Source organism: Pseudomonas sp. LjRoot71 (genome assembly GCF_964253255.1).
GTDB lineage: Bacteria > Pseudomonadota > Gammaproteobacteria > Pseudomonadales > Pseudomonadaceae > Aquipseudomonas.
In genome coordinates, this window is sequence record NZ_CAXURA020000001.1 from 3873358 (window position 1) to 3896928 (window position 23571).

24 protein-coding genes and 1 pseudogene are annotated in these 23571 nt (G+C 57.8%); 23 read left to right on the forward strand and 2 right to left on the reverse strand.

Translation table 11 applies throughout. The features are described from left to right. Window position 1: 1 nt before the first annotated feature. Both ACSQ17_RS18255 and sppA read left to right on the forward strand, forming a co-directional pair. The gene (locus ACSQ17_RS18255; RefSeq protein ID WP_436070515.1) at window positions 2-712 is read left to right on the forward strand and encodes an HAD-IA family hydrolase; all 711 of its coding nucleotides are present in this window, start codon (window positions 2-4) and stop codon (window positions 710-712) included. Then, window positions 702-1679 (forward strand): signal peptide peptidase SppA, encoded by a 978-nt coding sequence (gene sppA, locus ACSQ17_RS18260; protein ID WP_436069997.1) that lies wholly within the window; start codon window positions 702-704, stop codon window positions 1677-1679. The genes ACSQ17_RS18255 and sppA overlap by 11 nt, the downstream gene beginning before the upstream one ends. 49 nt (window positions 1680-1728) lie before the next feature. Here the strand turns inward: sppA and ACSQ17_RS18265 are convergent, their stop codons facing one another. After that, entirely contained in the window at window positions 1729-2307 is a 579-nt protein-coding gene (locus ACSQ17_RS18265) for a Maf family protein (RefSeq protein ID WP_436069998.1), read from the reverse strand. A gap of 121 nt (window positions 2308-2428) precedes the next feature. On the opposite strand from ACSQ17_RS18265, the gene ACSQ17_RS18270 reads away from it, so the two are divergent. From ACSQ17_RS18270 to ACSQ17_RS18330, 13 genes are all read left to right on the forward strand, one after another. Continuing rightward, window positions 2429-2956 carry a YceD family protein gene (locus tag ACSQ17_RS18270; protein WP_108486330.1) on the forward strand — a complete coding sequence of 176 codons (528 nt, stop codon included), beginning with the start codon at window positions 2429-2431 and terminating at the stop codon, window positions 2954-2956. Window positions 2957-2969: 13 nt separating this feature from the next. Further along, window positions 2970-3152, forward strand: coding sequence for a 50S ribosomal protein L32 (rpmF, locus tag ACSQ17_RS18275; protein ID WP_003245185.1), 183 nt, complete (start codon window positions 2970-2972; stop codon window positions 3150-3152). Between the two features lie 3 nt (window positions 3153-3155). Next, window positions 3156-4166 carry a phosphate acyltransferase PlsX gene (plsX, locus tag ACSQ17_RS18280; protein WP_436069999.1) on the forward strand — a complete coding sequence of 337 codons (1011 nt, stop codon included), beginning with the start codon at window positions 3156-3158 and terminating at the stop codon, window positions 4164-4166. A gap of 104 nt (window positions 4167-4270) precedes the next feature. Then, a complete protein-coding gene (gene fabD, locus ACSQ17_RS18285) occupies window positions 4271-5209 on the forward strand; it encodes an ACP S-malonyltransferase (RefSeq protein WP_436070000.1) in 939 nt (312 codons plus the stop codon). Between the two features lie 15 nt (window positions 5210-5224). Then, window positions 5225-5968, forward strand: coding sequence for a 3-oxoacyl-ACP reductase FabG (fabG, locus tag ACSQ17_RS18290; RefSeq protein ID WP_257778192.1), 744 nt, complete (start codon window positions 5225-5227; stop codon window positions 5966-5968). A gap of 194 nt (window positions 5969-6162) precedes the next feature. Next, a complete protein-coding gene (gene acpP / locus ACSQ17_RS18295) occupies window positions 6163-6396 on the forward strand; it encodes an acyl carrier protein (protein ID WP_058066290.1) in 234 nt (77 codons plus the stop codon). 106 nt (window positions 6397-6502) lie between these two features. Beyond that, on the forward strand, window positions 6503-7747 hold the full coding sequence (fabF, locus tag ACSQ17_RS18300; RefSeq protein ID WP_436070001.1) for a beta-ketoacyl-ACP synthase II: 1245 nt from the start codon (window positions 6503-6505) through the stop codon (window positions 7745-7747). After that, window positions 7747-8562: an aminodeoxychorismate lyase gene (pabC, locus tag ACSQ17_RS18305; protein ID WP_436070002.1), complete on the forward strand. Its 816-nt coding sequence runs from the start codon at window positions 7747-7749 to the stop codon at window positions 8560-8562. Before fabF ends, pabC begins: the two co-directional genes overlap by 1 nt. Window positions 8563-8565: 3 nt before the next feature. Continuing rightward, the gene (gene mltG / locus ACSQ17_RS18310) at window positions 8566-9618 is read left to right on the forward strand and encodes an endolytic transglycosylase MltG (RefSeq protein WP_436070003.1); all 1053 of its coding nucleotides are present in this window, start codon (window positions 8566-8568) and stop codon (window positions 9616-9618) included. A 9-nt stretch (window positions 9619-9627) separates the two neighbouring features. Next, complete coding sequence (tmk, locus tag ACSQ17_RS18315) at window positions 9628-10269, forward strand: dTMP kinase (protein WP_436070004.1); 642 nt, start codon at window positions 9628-9630, stop codon at window positions 10267-10269. Then, window positions 10262-11248: a DNA polymerase III subunit delta' gene (locus ACSQ17_RS18320; RefSeq protein WP_436070005.1), complete on the forward strand. Its 987-nt coding sequence runs from the start codon at window positions 10262-10264 to the stop codon at window positions 11246-11248. The genes tmk and ACSQ17_RS18320 overlap by 8 nt, the downstream gene beginning before the upstream one ends. Before the next feature lie 36 nt (window positions 11249-11284). Beyond that, window positions 11285-11641 carry a PilZ domain-containing protein gene (locus tag ACSQ17_RS18325; protein ID WP_090238100.1) on the forward strand — a complete coding sequence of 119 codons (357 nt, stop codon included), beginning with the start codon at window positions 11285-11287 and terminating at the stop codon, window positions 11639-11641. Between the two features lie 63 nt (window positions 11642-11704). Further along, window positions 11705-12487: a TatD family hydrolase gene (locus ACSQ17_RS18330; protein ID WP_436070006.1), complete on the forward strand. Its 783-nt coding sequence runs from the start codon at window positions 11705-11707 to the stop codon at window positions 12485-12487. A 235-nt stretch (window positions 12488-12722) separates the two neighbouring features. On the opposite strand, the gene ACSQ17_RS18335 is transcribed toward ACSQ17_RS18330, so the two are convergent. Next, a complete protein-coding gene (locus ACSQ17_RS18335) occupies window positions 12723-13856 on the reverse strand; it encodes an aminotransferase class V-fold PLP-dependent enzyme (RefSeq protein ID WP_436070007.1) in 1134 nt (377 codons plus the stop codon). Between the two features lie 76 nt (window positions 13857-13932). Between ACSQ17_RS18335 and ACSQ17_RS18340 the strand changes: the two genes are divergently transcribed. The 8 genes and pseudogenes from ACSQ17_RS18340 to ACSQ17_RS18375 all read left to right on the forward strand — a co-directional run bounded on the left by ACSQ17_RS18340 (window position 13933) and on the right by ACSQ17_RS18375 (window position 23446). Beyond that, window positions 13933-14571, forward strand: a complete 639-nt coding sequence (locus ACSQ17_RS18340) for a TetR/AcrR family transcriptional regulator (protein WP_436070008.1) — start codon at window positions 13933-13935, stop codon at window positions 14569-14571. A 79-nt stretch (window positions 14572-14650) separates the two neighbouring features. Then, entirely contained in the window at window positions 14651-15619 is a 969-nt protein-coding gene (locus tag ACSQ17_RS18345; protein ID WP_436070009.1) for a GTP 3',8-cyclase MoaA, read from the forward strand. Window positions 15620-15645: 26 nt separating this feature from the next. Beyond that, window positions 15646-15762: pseudogene (locus ACSQ17_RS18350) on the forward strand (radical SAM protein); the annotation flags it as partial. Window positions 15763-15918: 156 nt separating this feature from the next. Next, the gene (gene gmtY, locus ACSQ17_RS18355; protein ID WP_436070010.1) at window positions 15919-17295 is read left to right on the forward strand and encodes a gamma-mobile-trio recombinase GmtY; all 1377 of its coding nucleotides are present in this window, start codon (window positions 15919-15921) and stop codon (window positions 17293-17295) included. Window positions 17296-17300: 5 nt separating this feature from the next. Continuing rightward, the gene (gmtZ, locus tag ACSQ17_RS18360) at window positions 17301-20108 is read left to right on the forward strand and encodes a gamma-mobile-trio integrase GmtZ (RefSeq protein WP_436070011.1); all 2808 of its coding nucleotides are present in this window, start codon (window positions 17301-17303) and stop codon (window positions 20106-20108) included. Beyond that, window positions 20101-20736, forward strand: a complete 636-nt coding sequence (gene gmtX / locus ACSQ17_RS18365) for a gamma-mobile-trio protein GmtX (protein ID WP_436070012.1) — start codon at window positions 20101-20103, stop codon at window positions 20734-20736. The genes gmtZ and gmtX overlap by 8 nt, the downstream gene beginning before the upstream one ends. A gap of 2 nt (window positions 20737-20738) precedes the next feature. Continuing rightward, window positions 20739-21176 carry a VPA1267 family protein gene (locus ACSQ17_RS18370; protein WP_436070013.1) on the forward strand — a complete coding sequence of 146 codons (438 nt, stop codon included), beginning with the start codon at window positions 20739-20741 and terminating at the stop codon, window positions 21174-21176. Continuing rightward, window positions 21173-23446 (forward strand): ATP-dependent DNA helicase, encoded by a 2274-nt coding sequence (locus ACSQ17_RS18375; protein WP_436070014.1) that lies wholly within the window; start codon window positions 21173-21175, stop codon window positions 23444-23446. The genes ACSQ17_RS18370 and ACSQ17_RS18375 overlap by 4 nt, the downstream gene beginning before the upstream one ends. Window positions 23447-23571 lie beyond the last annotated feature (125 nt).

Here is a 23571-nt window from a genome sequence, read left to right on the forward strand (position 1 = left end):
GATGAGTGGCTGTCAGGAGCGCGGCTACCAGCTGCTGATCTTTGATTGGGATGGCACGCTGGTCGATTCCATTGGTCGGATTGTCACGGCTATGCACCTGGCTGCAGATTCCAGCGAGCTGCCGCGCTGCACCGATGAGCAAGTGCGCGGCATTATCGGTCTGGGTTTGCCGGAGGCTATTCGCAGCCTGTATCCCTGGTTGGGCGATGCGGCCCGTGCTCAGCGTTTGCGGCAGAGCTACGGCGAGCATTATCTGGCTTTGGAGGCTGAGCCGTCTGCCTTGTTTCATGGCGTGGCCGAGGGGCTGGAGGCGTTTCGTGCGCAGGGCTATCGTTTGGCGGTGGCGACGGGCAAGGGGCGGCATGGTTTGCAGCGTGTACTGGCTGATCGTGGCTGGCTGGACTATTTCGATTACACCCGTTGTGCAGATGAAACTGCCAGCAAGCCGGATCCCCTGATGCTGCATGAGATACTGGAGCAGAGTGGTGTGGCGGCTAGCCAGGCCTTGATGGTTGGCGACTCATCCTTTGATCTGTTGATGGCGCAGCGCGCCGGCATGGATTGTGTAGCGGTCGGCTATGGCGCGCAGCCCTTGCAGGCGTTGCGCGAGTGTCAGCCTACGTTGGCGATAGAGTGTTTTACCGAGTTGCATGCCTGGCTGAGCCAGCGTGTGTCTGATCAGTCAGTTGAGGTGGTTGCGCATGGCAGATGAATGGAACGCGTCGGCAGCGGCTGATGGCGAGGGTAAAAGCTGGAAATTGTTAGAGAAGACTCTGCTTGCAGGCGTGCAGGAGCAGCGTCGAGCGCGACGCTGGGGAATTTTCTTCAAACTGCTGACCTTTATTTACATCTTTGGCGCACTGGCGCTGTTCTCGCCGTTGATGGCAGTGAAGAAGGGGGCAACCACTGGCAGTCATACCGCGGTGATCGAGGTGCGCGGTATGATTGCTGATCAGGAGTCAGCCAGTGCCGACAATATTATCAGCAGCCTGCGCGCGGCCTTTGAGGATGCCAATACCAAAGGGGTTGTCCTGCGTATCAACAGTCCGGGTGGTAGCCCAGTGCAATCGGGCTATATCTATGACGAGATTCGTCGCCTGCGTGCCGAATATCCAGCGATCAAGCTGTATGCGGTGATCACTGATCTGGGGGCGTCGGGGGCTTACTACATTGCCAGTGCGGCCGATGAGATTTATGCCGACAAGGCCAGTCTGGTCGGCTCCATTGGTGTGACGGCGGCTACTTTCGGCTTTGTCGGGGTGATGGAGAAGCTGGGTGTGGATCGCCGGGTGTACACCTCGGGTGAGCACAAGGCGTTTCTCGATCCATTCCAGCCGCAAAAAGCTGAGGAAACCAAGTTCTGGCAGGGGGTGCTGGAAACCACTCATCGTCAGTTCATCGCCAGCGTCAAGCAGGGGCGCGGCGAGCGCTTGAAGGATGCTGAGCATCCCGAGTTGTTTTCAGGGTTGGTCTGGTCGGGGGAGCAGGCGCTGCAGCTGGGGCTGATTGATGCGTTGGGTAATACCAGCTACGTAGCGCGGGAAGTGATTGGCGAGAAGGAAGTGGTCGATTTCACGGTCAAGGAATCGCCTTTTGATCGTTTCGCCAAAACCCTGGGTGCCAGCATGGCTGAGCGCATTGCCCTGTGGATGGGGTTTCAGGGCCCAGCACTGCGCTGAATTTGATTATTTGCATAAACAGGCCCGGTCAATGATCGGGCCTGCTGCGTTATGGGATGCTGATTCCGCTGGCTTGCAGCATGTCCACCAGGCGAATCAGTGGTAAACCGATCAGGCTGTTGCTGTCGCTGCCTTCGGTGCTGCGGAACAGGCTGATGCCCAGGCCTTCGGCCTTGAAGCTGCCGGCGCAGTCGAAGGGTTGCTCGGCTGTCAGGTAGCGCATGATCTGCGCTTCACTGAGTGTGCGGAAATGCACGGTGAATGGCACGCAGTCGGTTTGTTGTTGGCCGGTGGCGCTGTCGAGCAAGGTCAGCCCGGTAAGGAAAGTCACGCTGTTGCCGCTAGCAGTCAGCAGTTGTTCACGGGCGCGCTCCAGAGTGTGGGGTTTGCCGAGGATCTGTGTGCCCAGTACTGCGACTTGGTCGGAGCCAATGATTAGGTGTTGTGGATGGCTGGCGCTCAGTGCCTGTGCCTTTTCCAGGGACAGGCGCCGCACCAGGGCTTCGGCCTCTTCGCCGGCGTGTCGCGATTCGTCGATTTGCGGCGCGCTCCAGGTAAACGGCAAGCGCAGGCGGCTGAGCAGTTCGCGGCGATAGGGGGAGCTGGACGCTAGCACCAGAGGCAGCACGGCGTTTTCCTTCTTTATATAGAGGTTATGGATGGCTGGTGATTCTAGCCGTCGCTCCAGATGCCGGACAGGCCGAATTTCCTTTGACAGCGGCGGGTTGCATCCCTAAAATGCGCCGCCTATGTCAAATGGCCCGATTCCACCTCACGTTGATCCGCGCAAATTAGCTGATCGCAGCGCCACCCTTGAGGGTGACCTGCAGCTTGCAGATTTGCAGCGTCTCTGCGGCCCGCTTGCCGATAACCAAGGCATGGTGCGCACGAAGTTTTCCTTCGAGCGCGACGAGCGTAACGCTGTGGTTTTTCACAGCGAGCTTGAGGTTGAAGTCAAGATGGTTTGCCAGCGTTGTCTGGAGCTGGTCACTTTGCCGATCTACAGCGCGTGTGATTATGCTGTGGTGAAAGAGGGTGCGAATACCCAGTCAGTGCCGCAAGGCTATGACGTGATTGAGTTGGGTGAAGACCCATTGGATCTGCTGGCGCTGGTTGAGGAAGAGCTTTTGCTTGCCTTGCCCATTGTCCCGGCTCATGACCCTAAAGATTGCCAGCAGCCGGCCGGCCTCGAAGAGCCCGAGTCGAGCGAGGACGAGGTAACGCGGTCCAACCCGTTCAGTGTATTGGCGCAGTTAAAGCGTGACCCAAACGTTTAGGAGTTAATTAGTTATGGCTGTTCAGCAGAACAAAAAATCCCGTTCCGCCCGTGACATGCGCCGTTCGCACGACGCGCTTGAGGCAAGCACTCTGTCGGTCGAGAAAAGCACCGGTGAAGTTCACCTGCGTCACCACGTATCGCCAGAAGGCGTTTACCGTGGTCGTAAAGTGATCGACAAGGGCGCTGACGAGTAATCCTTGTCCGCTCCGATCATCGCGATTGATGCAATGGGTGGGGACTTCGGTCCCCACTGCATTGTTCCGGCCAGCATCGCCTGTCTGGCTGAATACCCTTCGTTGTACCTGGTCCTCGTTGGCCAATCTTCCCTTCTTGAATCCTTGATTGCTCGCCATCCTGGTGTCGATCGTTCACGCCTGCGTGTTGCCCATGCCGGTGAAGTCGTGGGCATGGACGAGCGTCCGGCCCAGGCCTTGCGTGGCAAACCGGATTCCTCAATGCGTATCAGCCTTGAATTGCTGCGCAGTGGTGCGGCGCAAGCCTGTGTCAGCGCCGGGAACACCGGGGCGCTGATGGCGCTGTCGCGCTATGTGCTGAAAACCCTGCCGGGAATTGACCGTCCAGCCATGGTCACGGCGATTCCGACACAGACGGGTTTCTGCCATCTGCTGGACCTGGGTGCGAATGTTGATTGCAGTGCCGAGCATCTGCACCAGTTCGCCGTGATGGGTTCTGTGACTGCCGAGGTCCTGGGGATGCAACGTCCGCGTGTGGCGCTGCTGAACGTCGGTACGGAGGACATCAAGGGCAATCAGCAGGTCAAGCTGGCAGCCAGTCTGTTGCAGCAGGCCGAAGGGCTGAACTACATCGGTTTTATCGAGGGCGATGGGCTCTATCGCGGTGAGGCTGATGTGGTGGTGTGCGATGGTTTTGTCGGCAATATCCTGCTCAAGTCCAGCGAAGGCCTGGCGGCGATGATTGCCGGGCGTATTGATGCCCTGTTCAAATCCAGTCTTGCTGCGCGTGCGGTTGGTGCGTTGGCCTTGCCGCTATTGCGGCGCTTGCAGGGTGAGTTGGCGCCCGCTCAGCACAACGGCGCCAGTTTCGTAGGCTTACAGGGGATTGTGGTGAAAAGCCATGGTGCTGCTGGGCCTGAGGGCTTCAAAAGTGCAATTCGCCGAGCTTTGCGGGAGATTGAAGAAAATCTGCCACAACGTTTGCATGGTCGTCTCGGCGAACACCTGCTTTAGAATGTGACTGCGGCGGGTAGCCCGTCATCCAACTGTCAGTTTCTTGCGCCTGGCTGAGCCTTGCGCGTATCACCGACGATCCCGACCATTAGGAACAGGTTTCCATGTCTGCATCTCTCGCATTCGTCTTTCCGGGCCAGGGCTCCCAGTCTCTGGCGATGCTCGCCGAGCATGGTGCACAACGGCCACTGATTATTGACACTTTTGCCGAGGCTTCCGAAGCACTCGGTTATGACCTCTGGGCGTTGACCCAGCAGGGCCCTGAAGAACAACTGAACCAGACCGACAAGACGCAGCCAGCAATTCTCACTGCCTCTGTCGCGCTGTGGCGTGCCTGGTTGGCCGAGAGCACCGCGCGTCCGGCTTTTGTTGCCGGCCATAGCCTGGGTGAATACTCGGCGCTGGTTGCTGCTGGCAGTCTGTCGCTGGCTGCCGCGGTCAAACTGGTGGAGCATCGCGGTCAGCTGATGCAACAGGCGGTTCCGGCAGGGCAGGGCGGCATGGCAGCGATTCTCGGTCTGGAAGATGCTGATGTACTGGCGGCTTGCGCTGAAGCGGCGCAGGGTGAAGTGGTCAGTGCAGTGAATTTCAATGCTCCGGGCCAGGTGGTGATCGCTGGCGGCGCCGCTGCTGTCGAACGCGCCATTGAGGCGTGCAAGGCGCGCGGTGCCAAGCGTGCCATGCCGCTGCCGGTCAGCGTGCCGTCGCATTGTGCGCTGATGCGCCCGGCGGCTGAGCGCTTTGCCGAGGCAGTGGCGGCGATTGACTGGCAAGCACCGCAGATTGCTCTGGTGCAGAACGTCAGTGCAGCATCGGTAACGGATCTAGATGGCCTCAAGCGAGACCTGTTGGCGCAGCTCTACAGCCCGGTGCGCTGGGTTGAGTCAATCGTTTGCCTGTCGGCGCAGGGTGTGACCGATCTGGTCGAGTGTGGTCCGGGCAGAGTGCTGTCGGGTCTGAACAAGCGCTGCGTCAAAGGCATCAATACCCATAACCTGGACACCCCGGACGCCTTCGCTGCTGCGAATGCGGCCCTGGTCTGATTAAGGAGAAATGCTATGAGCCTGCAAGGTAAGGTTGCACTGGTCACTGGCGCGAGCCGCGGTATTGGCCAGGCTATCGCTTTGGAGTTGGGTCGCCAGGGAGCTGTGGTCATCGGTACAGCCACTTCGGCCTCGGGTGCTGAGCGTATTGCGGAAACCCTGAAGGCCAACGGCATCGAAGGCGCCGGTCTGGTGCTCGACGTCAGCAATGACGAGTCGGTTGCCAGCACTCTTGAACACATCCAGCAACACCTTGGTCAGCCGTTGATCCTGGTCAATAACGCCGGTATCACCCGCGATAACCTGATGCTGCGGATGAAAGATGACGAGTGGTTTGATGTCATCAACACCAACCTGAGCAGCCTGTATCGCCTGACCAAGGCCGTATTGCGTGGCATGACCAAGGCGCGTTACGGGCGCATCATCAATATCGGTTCGGTGGTGGGGGCCATGGGTAACGGCGGGCAGGTCAACTATGCCGCTGCCAAGGCCGGGCTTGAAGGTTTTGGTCGCGCGTTGGCGCGTGAAGTGGGCTCGCGGGCGATTACTGTGAACGCCGTGGCACCGGGCTTTATCGACACCGATATGACTCGCGAATTGCCGGATGCACAGCGTGACGCGCTGCTGACACAGATTCCGTTGGGTCGTCTAGGGCAGGCCGAAGAGATCGCGAAAGTGGTCGCTTTCCTCGCTTCTGATGGCGCAGCTTACGTCACAGGCGCTACTATCCCTGTGAACGGCGGGATGTACATGAGCTGAATGTGACGTGGGCTTTCAGAAAACTGTCATAGATGCTGTCTAAAATCCGTTATAAAGCTGCAACAGGTTTATAGACAGATCGTTGAAGTGTTTTGGGGCACCCCGGCATTCAGCTTGAAATGCTAAAAACCCTTTCTATACACTTGGCCGCAGACCAGCTGCCTGGATTTGTCCAATAGGAGTGAAAACAAGGTATGAGCACCATCGAAGAACGCGTCAAGAAAATCGTTGCTGAGCAACTTGGCGTCAAAGAAGAGGAAGTAACCAACAGCGCTTCCTTCGTCGAAGACCTGGGTGCCGACTCTCTTGACACCGTTGAGCTGGTGATGGCTCTCGAGGAAGAATTCGAGACCGAAATCCCGGACGAACAAGCTGAGAAGATCACCACCGTTCAGGAAGCGATCGACTACGTTACCGCTCACGCGTAAGACGTATTCGTCGGTTCCCGACTCGGAAAAGCCGCACTCCCTAATCAGGCGTGCGGCTTTTCTTTAAGCGCATTCCAAGCGTTGAAAACTAGAAAAGGAGATTGCTGTGTCGCGTAGACGCGTCGTGGTTACCGGTATGGGCATGCTGTCGCCACTGGGTAACGATGTGCCGAGTAGCTGGCAGGGCATTTTGGCTGGGCGTAGTGGCATCGGCCTGCTTGAGCACATAGACCTTTCCGCTTTTTCCACACGCTTTGGTGGTGCGGTCAAAGGCTTCAACGTCGAGGAGTACCTGTCGGCCAAAGAGGCCCGCAAGCTCGACCTGTTTATTCAATACGGCCTGGCTGCAAGTTTTCAGGCTGTGCGCAGTTCCGGTCTGGAAGTCACCGATGCCAACCGTGAGCGTATTGGCGTGGCCATGGGTTCCGGTATCGGTGGCCTGACCAATATCGAAAACAACTGCAAGTCGCTGCATGAGCAGGGGCCGCGGCGGATTTCGCCGTTCTTCGTGCCCGGCTCGATCATCAATATGATTTCCGGTTTCCTGTCGATCCACCTCGGTCTGCAGGGCCCCAACTACGCCATCGCCACAGCCTGTACCACGGGTACTCATTGCATTGGCATGGCGGCACGCAACATTGCCTACGGCGAAGCGGACGTGATGGTTGCCGGCGGTGCCGAAATGGCGGCCTGCGGCCTGGGCATGGGTGGCTTTGGTGCCGCGCGGGCGCTGTCGACTCGCAACGACGAACCGACCAAGGCCAGTCGTCCCTGGGATAAGGATCGTGACGGTTTTGTGTTGTCCGATGGTGCCGGTGCCCTGGTACTGGAAGAGTTGGAGCACGCCAAGGCGCGTGGCGCGACCATCCATGCCGAGCTGATCGGCTTTGGCATGAGCGGCGATGCCTATCACATGACCTCGCCACCAGAGGACGGTGCAGGTGCAGCGCGCTGCATGGCCAATGCCCTGCGTGATGCCGGCTTGAATGCTGACCAGGTGCAGTACATCAACGCCCATGGCACCTCGACTTCGGCGGGTGACAAGGCCGAAGTGGCGGCGGTGAAATCGGTGTTCGGTGAGCATGCCTACAAATTGGCGGTGAGCTCGACCAAGTCCATGACCGGTCACCTGCTGGGCGCAGCTGGTGCGGTGGAGGCGATCTTCAGTATTCTCGCTCTACGTGATCAGGTGGCGCCACCGACCATCAACCTGGATAACCCGGACGAAGGCTGCGATCTGGACTTCGTCGCGCATCAGGCCAAGGCCATGGCGCTGGATGTGGTGCTGTCCAACTCCTTTGGCTTTGGTGGCACCAACGGCTCGCTGGTGTTCCGTCGGTTTGCCGGTTGATGCTGAGCTGGGTTGATGGCCAGCCGGCTGAGCTGTTGTCCATAACGGATCGCGGCCTGGCCTATGGCGATGGGCTTTTCGAGACCATCGCCGTGAATGCTGGACAACCCTCGCTGCTGGAGCGTCACCTGGCGCGACTGGCTGAAGGCTGTACTCGCCTGAACATCCCCGTCGACTTGTCGTCAGTGCGTGCTCAGCTGCTGGCATTCAGTCAGCAGCTGGGTGCTGGTGTGGTCAAACTTATGCTCACGCGGGGTGATGGGCAGCGTGGTTATGCGCTGCCAGAGCCGATGCGGCCGCGTCTGATTCTGCAAGCTGCGGTCAAACCGGTTTACCCCTCAGCTCATGCCGAGCAGGGTGTGCGCCTTTTTCCCTGTACCACACGTCTGGCTGAGCAGCCTTTGCTTGCGGGGTTGAAACACCTCAATCGTCTTGAGCAGGTGTTAGCCCGCAGCGAGTGGCAGGACACCGAGCACGCTGAAGGGTTGATGCAGGATGTCAGCGGGCGGGTGATTGAGGGGGTTTACAGCAACCTGATGTTGGTCAGTGCGGGCGTACTGATCACGGCTGATTTGTCGCGCTGTGGCGTGGCCGGCGTGATGCGTGCTGAGTTGCTGACCCAGGCGGCTGTGCTGGGTGTCGAGTGCCAGGTGCGCGATATCAGTTATGCCGAGTTGCTGGCGGCTGATGAGGTGATGCTGTGCAACAGCCTCTATGGCGTGTGGCCAGTTCGCGCTTTGCGTGCCCACGACTGGCCGGTTGGCCCGCTCACCCGTAAACTGCAGGCCATTGCCCGCGATCTACTGGACTGCTGATTCGTGATACGGAAAATCTTGCTGCTGCTGGAAGGTGGTGTGCTGCTGGCTGCGTTGCTGGTTGCCTTTGCTGCCTGGCAGCAGCATTCGGCGTTGCATCAGCCGCTGAATCTGACCGAAGAGTACCTGGTGGATGTGCCCGCAGGCGCAACGCCGGGTGGTGTGCTCAATCGCCTTGAGGCCGATGGCATCCTCGATCAGGCCTTCTGGCTACGCCTTTACTGGCGTTTCAATCTGCGCAATCAACCGCTACATAGTGGCGAGTATCGCCTGACCCCCGGCGCTACAGCGTTGGATATGCTCGGCCAGTGGCGCCGTGGTGACGTCTTGCAATACAGCCTGACCCTGGTTGAGGGCTGGAATTTCCGCCAGGTGCGTGCAGCGTTGGCGCGTGAAACACGCCTTGAGCTGATTCTCAGCGAACTGAGCGATGCCGAGCTGATGAAGCAGCTTGGCCTGCCGGGTTTAAACCCTGAGGGGCGTTTCTTCCCTGATACCTACAGCTTTGTGCGTGGCATGAGTGATCTTGAACTGCTCAAGCAGGCGCACGCACGGCTGGAGCAGGTGCTGGCCGAGGAGTGGGCGCAGCGCGCCAAGGACCTGCCGTACAAAGAACCTTATGAGGCGCTGATCATGGCCTCGATGATCGAGAAGGAAACCGGCATGCCCGAAGAGCGCGGCGAGATTGCCGGGGTATTCGTACGGCGCCTGCGCATCGGCATGCGTCTGCAGACCGATCCGACGGTGATCTACGGCATGGGGGAGCGCTACAACGGCCGTATCACTCGCAATGACCTGCGCGAGCCAACGCCCTATAACACCTACACCATTGATGGCATGCCGCCAACGCCCATTGCTCTGGTCGGCCGCGAGGCGATTCGGGCTGCGCTGAATCCAGTGGCGGGCAGCAGCCTGTATTTCGTTGCCCGTGGTGATGGCAGCCATGTATTTTCCAATACCCTTGAGCAGCACAACCGAGCTGTACGTGAGTATCAGCTCAAACGCCGCGCGGACTATCGTTCGAGCCCGGCCCCAGTCGCGCCCAATAATCAGTAAGGACAGCCTGTGAGCGGTTTGTTTATTACCCTGGAAGGCCCAGAAGGCGCAGGCAAGAGCACCAATCGTGACTACCTGGCTGAGCGCCTGCGTGAACAGGGTATTGATGTGCTGCTGACCCGTGAGCCGGGTGGCACGCCATTGGCTGAGCGGGTGCGCGAGTTGCTGCTGGCCCCCAGCGATGAGCCGATGGCGGCCGACACCGAGCTGCTGCTGGTGTTCGCGGCGCGTGCTCAGCACCTCGCGCAGGTCATCCATCCGGCGCTGGCCCGTGGCAGTGTGGTGCTGTGCGATCGCTTTACCGATGCCACCTATGCCTATCAGGGTGGCGGTCGGGGGCTTTCCGAAGCGCGTATTGCAGAGCTGGAAACCTTCGTTCAAGGCTCGCTACGTCCTGATCTGACCCTGATATTCGACTTGCCGGTGGAAGTGGGCCTGGCCCGTGCGGCAGCGCGCGGTCGCCTGGACCGTTTCGAGCAGGAGGGCCGGCAGTTTTTCGATGCCGTGCGTCAGGCGTATTTGCGTCGCGCGGCTGAGCAGCCGCAGCGCTATCAGATTGTTGATGCCGCGCAATCGTTGAGCCAGGTGCAGCAGGCGCTGGACGCGTTGCTGCCACAGCTGCTGGAGCTGCTGGAGCTGCAGCGTGGCTGAAGCTTACCCCTGGCAGGACGCACTCTGGCAGCAATTGGCGGGGCGCACGCAGCATGCCCATGCCTATTTGCTGCACGGCCCGGCGGGTATCGGCAAGCGCGCGCTGGCCGAACGTTTGATGGCGCGTCTGCTCTGCCAGAAGCCCGATGGCCTGGATGCCTGTGGCCAGTGCAAATCCTGCCATCTGCTGGCGGCGGGCACCCATCCGGATAACTACATCCTTGAGCCGGAAGAGGCCGACAAGGCGATCAAGGTCGATCAGGTGCGTGATCTGGTCAGTTTTGTGGTGCAGACCGCGCAGCTGGCCGGGCGCAAAGTGGTGCTGGTCGAGCCGACTGAATCGATGAACATCAATGCCGCCAACGCCTTGCTGAAAAGCCTGGAAGAGCCCTCTGGCAATACCGTGCTATTGCTCATCAGTCATCAGCCCAGCCGTTTGCTGCCTACGGTGAAGAGTCGCTGCGTGCAACAGGCCTGCCCGTTGCCGAGTGAGGCCATGAGCTTGGCCTGGCTGGCTCAGGCGTTACCGGCATGCAGCGCTGAGGAGCATCGTGAGCTGCTGTTCCTGGCCGCAGGCTCGCCCCTGCTGGCGGTGCAGATGCATGAGCAGGGCGTCAGCGCTCAGCGTGCGCAGGTGGTTGAAGGCGTGAAAAAGCTGCTCAAACAGCAGATTGCCCCCAGCCAGTTGGCCGAAAGCTGGAATGCGGTGTCCCTGCAGTTGCTCTTCGACTGGTTCTGCCAGTGGTCGCAGTTGATGCTGCGCTACCAACTGACCCAGGATGAAAATGGGCTGGGGCATGCCGATATGCGTAAGGTGGTGCAGTACCTGGCGCAGAAAACCCCACAGGCGAAAGTGTTGAACATGCAGGATTGGTTACTGGCGCAGCGTCAGAAAGTCATCGGCAAGGCAAACCTTAACCGTGTCTTGCTTCTCGAAGCCTTGTTGGTGCAGTGGGCAAGCTTGCCCGGACCGGGCTAGAATCGGCCATTAAGTGAATAAAATCAGGAATGCCGCATGAGTCTGCCTCCTAACCTGGGCCCGCGTAACGGAATTTTGTCGCTGACAATCAAAGACAAATCCGTGCTTTATGCCGCTTACATGCCCTTTATCAAGAACGGCGGCCTGTTTATTCCCACCAACAAGAGCTACAAGCTCGGCGATGAAGTGTTCATGCTGCTTAACCTGATGGACGAGCCGGAAAAAATTCCGGTCGCCGGCAAGGTGGTGTGGATCACGCCGAAGGGCGCGCAAGGCAACCGCGCAGCCGGTGTAGGTGTGCAGTTCAATGATGGCGACAACACCGCGCGCAACAAGATTGAAACCTACCTGGCCGGTGCGCTGACTTCGGATCGCCCGACGCACACCATGTAAGTGGTTTTTCCTCCGTATCGCGGTGCCCGCTCTGTGGCACCGCTTCTCAAGTGATTGCTCCCCATGCTGGTTGATTCCCACTGTCACCTTGACCGCCTCGACCTGGCTGCCCACGGCGGTTCGCTCGACGCGGCGCTGGATGCTGCGCGCGCGCGCGGCGTTGGTCATTTTCTGTGCATCGGCGTCAGCGCCGACAATGCCGCTGCGGTCAAAGGCTTGGCTGAACGCTATGCCGATGTCGATTGCTCGGTCGGTGTGCATCCCCTGGACCTAGAACCCGGCACGGCACCCGCGCTGGATTGGCTGCTCGGTGAGTTGAATCACCCGCAGGTGGTGGCCATTGGCGAAACTGGCCTGGATTATCACTACGAGCCTGAGTCTGCGGAACTGCAGCAGGCATCCTTTCGTTTGCACCTGGACGCCGCGCGGATTACCGGCAAACCGGTGATCGTGCACACCCGTGAGGCGCGTGCCGACACCCTGGCGCTGCTGCGTGAAGCGGCGCTGCCGCAAGCCGGTGTGCTGCACTGCTTTACCGAAGATTGGGAAATGGCCAAGGCTGCGTTGGATATCGGCTTCTATATCTCGCTGTCCGGTATCGTCACCTTCCGCAATGCCGACGCGTTGCGTGAAGTGGCCCGCCAGGTGCCGGCAGATCGCTTGCTGGTGGAAACCGACTCGCCTTACCTGGCGCCCATCCCGCACCGCGGCAAGCCGAACCTGCCGGAGTATGTGCGCGATGTGGCCGAATACTTGGCGGTGTTGCGGGGTGTGAGTTTTGAGCAATTGGCGGAACAGACCACCGCCAACTTCAAGCGCTTATTCCCGTTGGCTCGGGTGGTTTGATCGATCTTTTCTGAGAAATCGAAGACAAAAAAAACCCGGGCTCTGGGGGATGAGACCGGGTTAAGACCATTAGGAGTAAATCAAGGTACGCGGTCCACGGTACCTTGCCTGGCGGGGCGCTTGGGGGATACGCCGCACACCAGTACTACTCAGTATTGGTGAAGATTGCCGAACGTCCAGGCCATTTGCCGGCATTCTTAAACGGATTTGGAATACAGATCGCGCTGCTGAGTCCTCAAGCAGTCGCCAGCTGTTGCAGCAGCGCCAATGTCTCTTCAATCACCCTGGGTGCGGTGTAGAAGTGCGGCGACAGGCGGATGCCCGAACCGCGTTGTGCGCAGATCACCTGGTGCTGTTTCAGTTGATCGAACAATGCCGAATTATCCCAACCATCCAGGCTGAAGGTCAGAATTCCGGCGCGGCGGTGGTGTTCCACGGCGCTATGCAGGTGGGCGCGGGGGATACTGCGCAGTCCGTCAATCAGCCATTGCATGCGTTGCTGTAGGGCGCTTTCGACCGCCGTCATGCCCACTTCTTCAAGCAGTGACAGGCTGGCCTCCAGCGCCATGGCGCCGAGCATATTCGGGCTGCCGCATTCAAAGCGCCGGGCGCTGCGGGCGGGTTCCCAGGTGCTGCGCTGGTAATCACCGGCATGTTCGAGCATATGCCAGCCGTATTCATGCAGTTTGAGCTGGTTGCGCAGGTCGCTGCGGCAATAGAACACGCCCAGGCCTTCCGGGCCGAGTAGCCATTTATGCCCATCGGCCATGGCAAACGCGCATTGGCTGGCCTGTACGTCGAAGGGCAGCGCACCGAATTGTTGGATGGCATCGATGCACAGCAGCACACCGCGTGCCTGGCAGCCGTGGCCCAAACGCGGCAGATCCAAACGCAAACCGCTGGCGTACTGCACGGCGCTGATCGCCATAAGCCGCGTACGTGGCCCGCAGGCGGCGAGCAGGGCGGCTTCGGCATCGCCCTGATGCAGATTGACCTGCACCACCTCGACGCCCTGCGGGGCGAGCGCTTCCCAGACGATGCGGTTGGAAGGGAATTCCTCATCGCTGATCACCACCTGATCACCCGGCCGCCAGTCCAGGCCGAAGGCGACGAAAGACAACGCTTCGGAGGTGTTTTTCACCAGCGCAATATCGCTATGCGAGGGCGCGTTGAGCAGGCGCTGCAAACGCTCGCGTAAGCGTCGTTCGACCTGCAGCCAGGTCGAGTAGTCGCGGGCACCGCTGCGGGCATTCTCAATGGCAAAGCGACTGACCGCATCGACGGCTCGTTGTGGCCAGGGCGCGACGGCTGCGTGGTTCAGATAACGCAGGCCGGGAAGCTGTGGAAACTCGTCATGAACTGCGTACATGGTCGGATGATCCGTGCAATTTGCCGGTAGTTAGGCATAATACGCGCCTTCGTTTTTTTGACCCCGTAGTCCTTTTATGCATAAAGAACCCCGCAAGGTCCGTGAGTTTCGCCGCCGCGAACAGGAAATTCTCGACACAGCACTGAAACTCTTCCTCGGCCAGGGTGAGGACAGCGTGACTGTGGAGATGATTGCCGACACGGTTGGTATCGGTAAAGGCACCATCTACAAGCATTTCAAATCCAAGGCGGAGATCTACCTGCGCCTGATGCTGGATTACGAGCGCGATCTCAACGAGTTGCTGCACTCGGCCGACGTCGATCGCGACAAGGAAGCCCTGTCGCGCGCCTACTTCGAATTCCGCATGCGCGACCCACAGCGCTATCGCCTGTTCGATCGCCTCGAAGAGAAAGTGGTCAAGGGCAACCAGGTGCCGGAGATGGTCGAGCAGTTGCACAAGATTCGTGCCTCCAACTTCGAGCGCCTGACGCAGTTGATCAAAGGTCGTATCGCTGAAGGCAAGCTGGAAGACGTACCTCCGTATTTCCATTACTGCGCCGCCTGGGCGTTGGTGCACGGTGCCGTGGCGCTTTACCACTCGCCGTTCTGGAGCAATGTGCTGGAAGATCAGGAAGGCTTCTTCCAGTTCCTTATGGACATTGGTGTGCGCATGGGTAACAAGCGCAAGCGTGAGGGTGATACGCCGAGTAGCTGAGGCATTCAGCGAGTGGATAACGACTCTGCTGGGCCGGCGCTGACCCTATACTCGACCTTCACCTTTGCTGGAGTCGCGCATGATCGTTGATCGCCAGGGCCGGCGTTTTCGCAATCTGCGGGTCAGTCTGACCGCCGCTTGCAACTATGCCTGTACCTACTGTGTGCCGGATGGCAAACGCCTGGTGGCCGCGCAGGACGAGTTATCCGCTGAGGCCATGCTGCGTGGCGTGGCTTATCTGATCGAAGCTGCCGGCATCGAGCGTTTGCGCATCACGGGCGGCGAGCCACTGGTGAGCCCCAAACTGGAGTGCTTTCTGCGTGGCGTTAGCCAGCTCGGTTTGGCGGATATCAGCCTGACCAGCAATGGTCAGCTGTTGGCGCGTAAGCTGCCGTTGCTGCTCGAATGCGGCATTCGCCGCCTGAATATTTCCCTAGATACCCTCGACCCTGCGGCCTTCCGTACGATTGCCCGTGGCGGTGATCTGGCCACGGTGCTGGAGGGCTTGCAGCAAGCACGGGCGGCAGGGATGCAGGTCAAGGTCAATATGGTGCCGCTGCGCGGACAGAACCTCGATCAGGTGCTGCCGCTGCTCGACTACTGCCTGGCCAATGGCTTCGAGCTGCGTTTTATCGAACTGATGCGCATGGGGCATTTGGCCCGTGACGGCAACGGGTTTCAGCGCCAGTTTGTCGGTATGCCCGAGCTGCTGGCGCTGATCGGCAGCCGCTACGACTATGTCCAGGCCCATGCTGCGCTGGACGCCACCGCGCTGCGTTATGCCATCCCCGGCGTCGGCCATTTCGGCGTGATTGCCAATGAAAGCGTGCCGTTCTGCCGCACCTGCTCGCGCCTGAGGCTGTCTTCGACCGGCTGGCTGCATGGCTGCCTGTCATCGAGCAATCGCCATTATGTCGGTGATCTGCTCGACAAGCCGCGCCATCAGGCGTTACCGGCCTTGCAGGGGCTGCTGGTGAAGGCGCTGGGCGACAAGCAGGATGTGGCGTTCTCCGGCGGTGCAACCGTGATGAAGATTATTGGCGGCTGAGATCGCCCCTGTACCGAGTGAAGAGCATGCAAGATTTCCCCGTCAGCTATATCGAGCCAGTGTTCCGGCCGCCCAGCGAAGCCCATTCGCTGATTTTGCCGGTGACCAATGGTTGCTCCTGGAACAAGTGCACGTTCTGTGATTAGTTACCCCGATTTCAAGTCCTAAATACACCTCTAGCTACCCGCTAATTTCGTAAAAAATCCTATTTTTTACCGAATAGTACTTGTCTGTATGTATATACAGTGCTAGAGTTACCCCGTTATAGTACAAGAAAGCCAAAATTTGCCGAGTAACGCATGGCTACGTTCTTTGAAGCATCGCATCGCGAGTACAGAACCTTTGTAGCTGTGACCGGCGATCAGTCAATTTTGCCCGTTATTGTTACCGAGAATGGCGTTCTGGATCAGTTCGCTCGATACATGCACCTGAACCGGCGCATGAGCCGCTCATGGCAAGATTCGGCCACTTTCGCGTTGCAGTTGCTGGTTGAATACATGGAGACCAACCATGACTTCTATGACACGCCGAGAGCGCTGTTCACTGCGTTTTCAGACGCGCTTTATGCCGGCACTGTGTCCGATAACTGCGACCCTTCTGGCCTGTTGTGGCTGCCGAGGCAAACTGACGATGCCGCCAAGCTGATCGGCCATGTCACGCAGTTCTCGGATTGGCTTGCTGTCATCGCGGAAGATTCAAAGCTGCAACTCAATCCCTGGCGGCAAGCGACTAAGCACGAAGAAAGACTGAATTGGGCTGCTTATTCGCACAAAAGGGATAACGCCTTTCTGTCTCACCTCTGGCGTCACAATCCTGAGGCGACCCAGTCCAGGGTCGTGCGCTCAAGGTCGATGCCAATTGAACGTCAAACACCCGCCAAAGCATTTGAAGAGGAGCACTTCGAGCAGCTGGTATCCGAGGGTTTCCGAAGGCGGGCGCGAGACTCGCGCGGGCCGACAGACCTTCGCAATGTCCTAATTACCTACCTTATGCACTTTGGCGGATTGAGGGTGTCGGAAGCGCTGTCGCTCTGGTGCGATGACGTTAGCTTAGAAGCCGGTGAGGTCATCGTTCGTGTATATCACCCTGAATACGGTCTGGCACCTGACCAAAAATCAAATCGCACTGCTTACCTTTCGCTCCAATACGGGCTGAAACCGCGCAATCAGCTGGTGAAAGCTAAAGACCCTCTGTTTCTGGGGTGGAAGAACCCACTGATTACTGACCCGCACCGCCGTTGCTTCGAAGTGCTCTTTTATCCCCATGCGGCTGGGCTGGTTTTTGCCGAACTGTGGCGTGACTATCACCTTAAACAGCGGGTGAAGCCGGAGGCTGGAAAAGCTCACCCCTACGCCTTCACCAATCAAGACGGCCAGCCTTATTCGCACAGGATGTTTCGCAAAAGCCACAAGTTAGCTATTGAGCGAATCGGGTTGTTCTACGAAAAGATGTCAGGCACTACTCCGCACGGTCACCGCCATGCTTATGGCCAGCGTCTGGCTCGCGATGAAGCAAATCCGCTGCTGATCAAAAACGCGATGCACCATGCCTCGCTCAAATCGGGCATGACCTACACAGAGTCGACGACGACACAGATGCGCCAGGAACTCTGCAACCTGGAAGCACGGATGCGTTTGCAGCATGCAGACGATTCCTACGATCTGACCAAGGACTGACGTCTATGCCACGCAAGAAGAAGGATTTTTATACCTACATCGAAGCCAAAGCGGCAGCCCAGGAGCTGGGCATCAAAGATGGGGTTAACTACAAAAACCTTTACCACGCAGACAAGCGGCTGCCTGCCAAGCCTGATATGTTCTATGTCGGTGCCGGCTGGGTGGACTGGTACGACTTCCTGGGCAATGACCGGCCCGACTTCTACCCGACTTACGCCGAGGCAAGGGCGGCAGTCCAAGCGCTGAACATCAAGAGTATGTCAGGCTACAAAAAGCATTACCGCGAAGACCAGCGGTTGCCAGCCGCGCCTCATCAGGTCTACGGCGCCATCGGCTGGGTGGACTGGTACGACTTCTTCGGCAATGAAAAGCCAAACACTGCGGTAGTGGGCTACTCGCGCATGTGGGCCATTTTTGAGCAGTGGGTGAAGACCCAGGCGAACATCGGCGCAAAGAAATCCGCGATTAGGGCTTTTTTGAGCAGTTTCTATCAGGCTCAGGGGTTGCCGGATGAGCCCATATACCTGCTGCTGCGCGCCAATCCATTCCCCACTGAGGCCTATCAGCAGTTCATCGAAGCCCAGGCCGACTCCCTGAGAAAGCCATATCACGCTGCAATCACGGCTTTTTTTGGCTGGCTACTAGATGAACACTGCACGGATGACGACGCGGACGAGCGCATTGTTCTTGCGGAGTACAGGAATCCATTTACAACTGTGCTGGCCGGCTACAGCGATAGCTTGCAGTTTTATCGGCCCAACCAGTCGACGAAGCCGCCGCTCGGTTATGAGTACATCTTGCGGGCGCGCAATTTTCTGGTGCCGAACTGCGAGCAGGTATTGCATACACGACCCAGCTTGAGCGATTTGCCGCACCTGAGAAGCATGTTTTCGACACGCGCCGACTGGATATATGTGGATGAGTCGCGGATCGACCGAAACGACCCGAACTGTATCTGGCGCCAGGTCAAAGCTGACCGCAAGACGCCAGGAAAGCGTGAAGTCGTCGACGCCTATCAGATTTGGTCACCTGTCAGGTTTGTTGCGCTCTACACGCTGCTGCGTTTTCCACTGCGCGGGCAACAGATTCTCTGGCTGGACAGCGGGGAGGCAGATAATGAGATGGCTGTTCTTGATGCGGAGGGCCGAATTCGCTGGGAGAAGAACACTGGCCACCTTGCTGGGAAAGGGAGCAAAAAACGTCGCCCGCAGGCTGCTGTGCAGCGAGGAGATAAAGATGCACCAAAGTTCTATGTGACGACCAACAAGACGGGCAGGAGGGAGGGCGGCTACGAAATTCCGTGGATTCCCGAGGATCTGCTCTATTGGCTTCTGCTGCTCCGCGACTGGCAAGCCAAGTACAACCCCCTACAAGCGCCGACGCATTGGTCTGACATAAACCTGCGCGCAGAAACCAATGAGAAGATTTTGCAAGCGCGTGGCACGCAGTGTTTCCTGTTCCGCACGGGCGACTCGGGTCAGCCGGCGCTCACCACAACGGTTTTCACCCACACATTGCCGGCATTGCTTTACGCGATTCAACGACCCGGCGAAAACCTTGCCAGCGAAAGCGAGCACTACTCAGAGAGCAATCAGCGCTATATCAGCCCGTACACGCCGCACAGCCTGCGCGTCAGCCTGATTACGGCGTTCATCGCAGACGGCGAAGCGCCCATTCACCTGATCTCTAAGCTTGTTGGCCATGCTTCATTGGTCATGACGATCTACTACACAAAGCTGAACAACGATCAGATGCGCCGCACCATGGGCGAGACTGAAAAGCGCGCCGCAGAGCTATCAGCTCAGCGCAATGCCGAAACGGTTAGAACGCTTGGATTGCAGCCGCTTCGCAATCAATTGATTGCTACGGACGGAAATCGCTCGCTGCTTGAATCTGATGTACCGAACTCAGCGTGCGTGGTGTTTGATCACGGCATCTGCCCGATGTCGTGCGCGGCATGCCACTTAGGCGGCGATGCTGTGGCCGAGAGAAAGGCAGAAATTCTTTATGCGCCTGTCGAAGCCGGCTATCTGGGTCAGAGGAATTGCGTGCGCTGCCGGTTCTTTGTCACCGGAGTGCCGTTCCTTGGCAGCCTGGTGGCGCTGGCGAACGAGCTTGCACTGGAGATTCATGCAGAAAGCGCACGCTATCAGAGCTACACGGCGCAGGTCGACCAACTTGAGCAGGACTGGTATGACGCTTGCCAAGCTAATCAGCCGGACACTCAGCAGTCGACGCGAAAGCAGGCGAGCGCAAATCAACAACAGAGCGCCGGGAAGCTCGACGGCCTGCTGACTGACTACGTCGCCGTCAATCACTACGTCCAGGGCTGTTTGAAACTCATCAATGCAGGCGAGCAGAGCGGCGAGGCCGAGTCTGGCGTCAGACTGATCGCCGCTGGCGATCTTGCCGAAGTCGGTGTCTCCTTTGAGGAGTCCAACACGAACTACCATTTGCTCGCCGAAATCTGCCAAAACGCAACGATCTATCGGTCGGCCAACCCCTCACGTGCCGTGCCTCTGATCGCACAGGCCATCGACCGGATGGCTGCGAATAACGGTTTGGCACCGGCCATGTTCACTCTTGACGACGACCAGAAGCTGGTCGTTGCCAACGAGATGAACCGGATTCTCCTTCAGCGCTTGGGGTCATGGAAAAAGATCGACGAGCTGTTCTCGGGCGACTTGATGCTGCTCGACATTGACACTCACGAACTGGAGATGACGCCCATTTCGACCGAGATCAAAGAGCTTTTGTCTAATCCGGATCGCGCTCTCCGCCAGTTGACCCACGAGGCTTTTATCAATGAGTGACCAACTTACTTCGCCGCAGGACACCTACGCGCGGCTGATGAGCGAGGCCGGCGATAGCCGCCGCAAGCGCAGCTTGGAAGCCATCAACGAAGTGTGCCGGCTGTTGCATGAGCGGCATTCCAGCGACTTCTCGTACAAGACAATCATTACGCTCGGCCAAGATCGTGGGCTTCCCATTCCGGGGGAAAAGTCGATAGTCAACTCGACGGGTGAGCATTACCGTGAACTGATCCAAGCCTGGAAACTCGCGTCACTTCCTAAGGCCAGTGAGACAAAAGCTCATCAAAAAAGCTGGATCGAACACATCGAAGACCCCGTGCTGCGCATGAGCGTTAGCCTGCTGGCCAAAGAGCTGCGGGCAATCAAGGCCAAGGAGTCGCGCAAAGCAAAGCACAGTGGCGGACAGATCGTCCTGGGAAGCGTATCGGGGCAAGCCGTTTCGGCACAGTTGCGCTTGAACGATGCCGAGTTGGCTGCGCTGAAAGCGGCAATCGATCCCGCAGAGCTCGGTCTTGTGGGGCTGTCCATTGGAAGCAGGGGTGAAGTCGTTGATTTGAAAGGCAAGAAGATTCACAAGCCCGGATTCCGGGACGCCATTGAAAAAGTCCTGTCTGTTCAGGTGAAGTAAAAATGGCGAGCGGACAACAGGCAGCTGAACAGAACCTAACGGCTTTCATCGCTTGGGCCGCATCGAAGTCGGACGATGACTTTCGAGAGTATGTTCACCGGAGCAAGCTCAAGCGCTCAGAAATCGCCGCTGAATGCGGCTTTGGCAAAAGCGCACTGGTACAGAACCCGGCCATCAAAAACGCACTGGAAAAGCTGGAGGAGCGCTTGAGAGGGGCCGGCGTGCTTCCCCCGTTGACTGCTGAAGCGCACTTAAACAGCGAAGAGCCGCCGATGCGCGACAGGGAAGCCAAGCAGCGCCGCAATGATAGCCAAAGGCTTAACTCGCTAGAGCAAGAGAATGCAGCTTTGCGTGCCGAGTTGGCCGAAGCTAAAGCCATGCTTAAGCAATACAGCCTGCTGTCTACTTTTATGCAAGAAACCGGACGACTGCCCAGATGAACGCTCCAGTGAACACGCCTGAGCTGATAAGTGCGACTGTTCGATTGACCCGTATGCGAGTCAAGAATCGTAAAGGATGCATCGCTTTCGGCCACCGTGTTGACTTGTCGAATGGCCTAAATGATCGAACCAGCGCATTTGTTGTCAGCGTGTCAGCGGCCATCGTTGAGCCGGCGAATATCGAAGTTGGGGGCATCTACGAAATTTATGGCGAAACCCGCACGATTCAGCGAGTCCATGGCTCATATGTAGTGCTAGAAACTCAGATCGAGGCTCAAGATGTCAGACTCGTTCGCCCCTCTGGTAGTCAGTTAATTCAGTGGCTTGCTGACAATGTGCCGGGCATACGGGAGGTAAAAGCAACGAAGCTCTGGGACGCCCTGGGTGAGCAGCTGTATGAAGCGCTCGACAATCAGGATCATGGCGCAATTGCGCAAGTGATAACGACAGAGCATGTGCGGGCCGGGTTGTTCGAGAAGTGGTTAGCAAGTGGTGACAAAAAGACTCTTCGCTTTGTTCAAGACCGCGATATCCCGCTGGATCTAGCGCGGAAAATAATCAAGTTTCACAAAAAAAACACGATCAACGCTCTGATCGAAGATCCGTACCGAATGCTGTCGTTCGAAGGCAGTTGGGAGCGCGTCGACGGCATCGCCAGAGATAAGTTCAGCGTTGCCTTAGATGATCCGCGCCGACTCACTGCTGCGCTGGAAGAAGCTTTGTATCGTGTGTCTGAGCAAGGGCATACATGCGCAACCCTGAGAGACATTCAGGATGCGGTCTTTCGCTTGATAAAGCCGTATTCCGCACCCTTTTCTGCGATGTCAAGTGCATTGATTCAGGGTAATGCTGCTGGTCAGTTCATCAGCCGTGAATCCGAAAACGGCGATTTGATGCTACATGCGCCTGGCACCTACATCATGGAGCGTCAGTGTGCCGAGTTCATCCGCTCGCTGCTGTCTAACCCCACGAAACAACAGCAACTATTTCAGACTGACGTAGACGAGCTGCTTGGAGACTTCGAACGTGAAGAACGCCTGCGCATAGGAATTCCGGCATTTGCACTGAACGAAGCTCAGCGCTCAGCAGTCAAGACTTCGCTAGAAAACCGCTTCAGCATTATCACGGGTGGGGCTGGCGTGGGTAAAACGACAGTTCTCAAAGCGCTCTACAGAGCATTAGACACCCTGGGTAAGCCCCGATTCCAAATGGCCCTGTCAGGCCGTGCAACTGCTCGCATGATCGAAGCTACTGGCGAGGAAGCAACGACTATTGCTGGCTTCTTAAAAAATGTTACCGAGAAAGACATGGGGCCAGAACCCATCGTCGTTATTGATGAAGCCTCAATGCTCGATCTGGTCACCTTCCACCGACTTATCAGCAAGCTGCCATTCGGCACTCACTTGATCCTTGTGGGCGATCCCTTCCAGCTTCCCCCAATCGGTGCGGGACTTATCTTGCATGTGCTGTGCGACCTTTCTGGAATGCCCAGCACACAGCTTACAGAAGTCAAACGACAGGCCGCTGAGTCAGCTATTCCGGTAGCAGCTAAGGCGATTCGCGAGGGTCACTGGCATGACTTTTCAGATGATGCGTTGGAAGAGGTCGTATTCATCCGATGCACCGACAACGAGATACTCTCAACCGTTCTTGAACTTTACGAGCAGGATAGAGGTGGCACACAAATCCTGGGTGCCACCAGCTCCTGTCCCTTTGCCGGTGTGGAGACGCTGAACAGGGTCTGTCATGTCCGCTACGCAGGAAATGGAAAGCCTCTGATGGCTACAAATCCCGAAACGGGAGGTGTCGAAGCGACGGGCTTTTGCGAGGGTGATCTACTGCTCTTTACTACAAACAAGTGGGATCGGAACCTGCAAAACGGGTGCCTCGGCAAGCTAACAGAGGTTTTCGAGCAGCCCAGGCAAGTCAACTTGGGCGATGAGGAACAACCGGATATCCGGATTGCCTTGGGAAAGGCCATTTATGAGGGTGTTGAACACTTCGTTCTCGACAGCGACGTTGATGTAATGCAACACGCTTACGCGATCACCGTGCACAAAAGTCAGGGCAGTCAGTTCAAACGAGTGATCGTGCCGGTGCGCAAGTCACGCGTTTTGGATCGCACATTTGTGTACACCGCTGTTACTAGGGCGCAAGTGCAAGTGATTTTGGTGGGTGATGAAGAAGCAGTGAAGAAAGCCGTTGAGCTTCCGCCGAAGGCGTTTGGTAGGCGCGTTGCGTTACGGTCTATGCTCCGCACATCAGACTGAAGCGTTTGAGCGAAGGTTGCTCTAATGACCCCCAAAAGGCTCATAAAGCTCAATTTTGCTATCTGATGAACCTCTTAAGACACATTATCGCCATGAATATCAGCGCTCAGGGGCCAGCGCAGATT

Coding starts and splice junctions, on each gene's coding strand:
- ACSQ17_RS18255 (WP_436070515.1), top strand. CDS start 2: ATGAGTGGCTGTCAGGAGCGCGGCTACCAGCTGCTGATCTTTGATTGG.
- sppA (WP_436069997.1), top strand. CDS start 702: ATGGCAGATGAATGGAACGCGTCGGCAGCGGCTGATGGCGAGGGTAAA.
- ACSQ17_RS18270 (WP_108486330.1), top strand. CDS start 2,429: ATGTCAAATGGCCCGATTCCACCTCACGTTGATCCGCGCAAATTAGCT.
- rpmF (WP_003245185.1), top strand. CDS start 2,970: ATGGCTGTTCAGCAGAACAAAAAATCCCGTTCCGCCCGTGACATGCGC.
- fabD (WP_436070000.1), top strand. CDS start 4,271: ATGTCTGCATCTCTCGCATTCGTCTTTCCGGGCCAGGGCTCCCAGTCT.
- fabG (WP_257778192.1), top strand. CDS start 5,225: ATGAGCCTGCAAGGTAAGGTTGCACTGGTCACTGGCGCGAGCCGCGGT.
- acpP (WP_058066290.1), top strand. CDS start 6,163: ATGAGCACCATCGAAGAACGCGTCAAGAAAATCGTTGCTGAGCAACTT.
- pabC (WP_436070002.1), top strand. CDS start 7,747: ATGCTGAGCTGGGTTGATGGCCAGCCGGCTGAGCTGTTGTCCATAACG.
- ACSQ17_RS18325 (WP_090238100.1), top strand. CDS start 11,285: ATGAGTCTGCCTCCTAACCTGGGCCCGCGTAACGGAATTTTGTCGCTG.
- ACSQ17_RS18330 (WP_436070006.1), top strand. CDS start 11,705: ATGCTGGTTGATTCCCACTGTCACCTTGACCGCCTCGACCTGGCTGCC.
- ACSQ17_RS18335 (WP_436070007.1), bottom strand. CDS start 13,856: ATGTACGCAGTTCATGACGAGTTTCCACAGCTTCCCGGCCTGCGTTAT.
- ACSQ17_RS18340 (WP_436070008.1), top strand. CDS start 13,933: ATGCATAAAGAACCCCGCAAGGTCCGTGAGTTTCGCCGCCGCGAACAG.
- ACSQ17_RS18345 (WP_436070009.1), top strand. CDS start 14,651: ATGATCGTTGATCGCCAGGGCCGGCGTTTTCGCAATCTGCGGGTCAGT.
- gmtY (WP_436070010.1), top strand. CDS start 15,919: ATGGCTACGTTCTTTGAAGCATCGCATCGCGAGTACAGAACCTTTGTA.
- gmtZ (WP_436070011.1), top strand. CDS start 17,301: ATGCCACGCAAGAAGAAGGATTTTTATACCTACATCGAAGCCAAAGCG.
- gmtX (WP_436070012.1), top strand. CDS start 20,101: ATGAGTGACCAACTTACTTCGCCGCAGGACACCTACGCGCGGCTGATG.
- ACSQ17_RS18370 (WP_436070013.1), top strand. CDS start 20,739: ATGGCGAGCGGACAACAGGCAGCTGAACAGAACCTAACGGCTTTCATC.
- ACSQ17_RS18375 (WP_436070014.1), top strand. CDS start 21,173: ATGAACGCTCCAGTGAACACGCCTGAGCTGATAAGTGCGACTGTTCGA.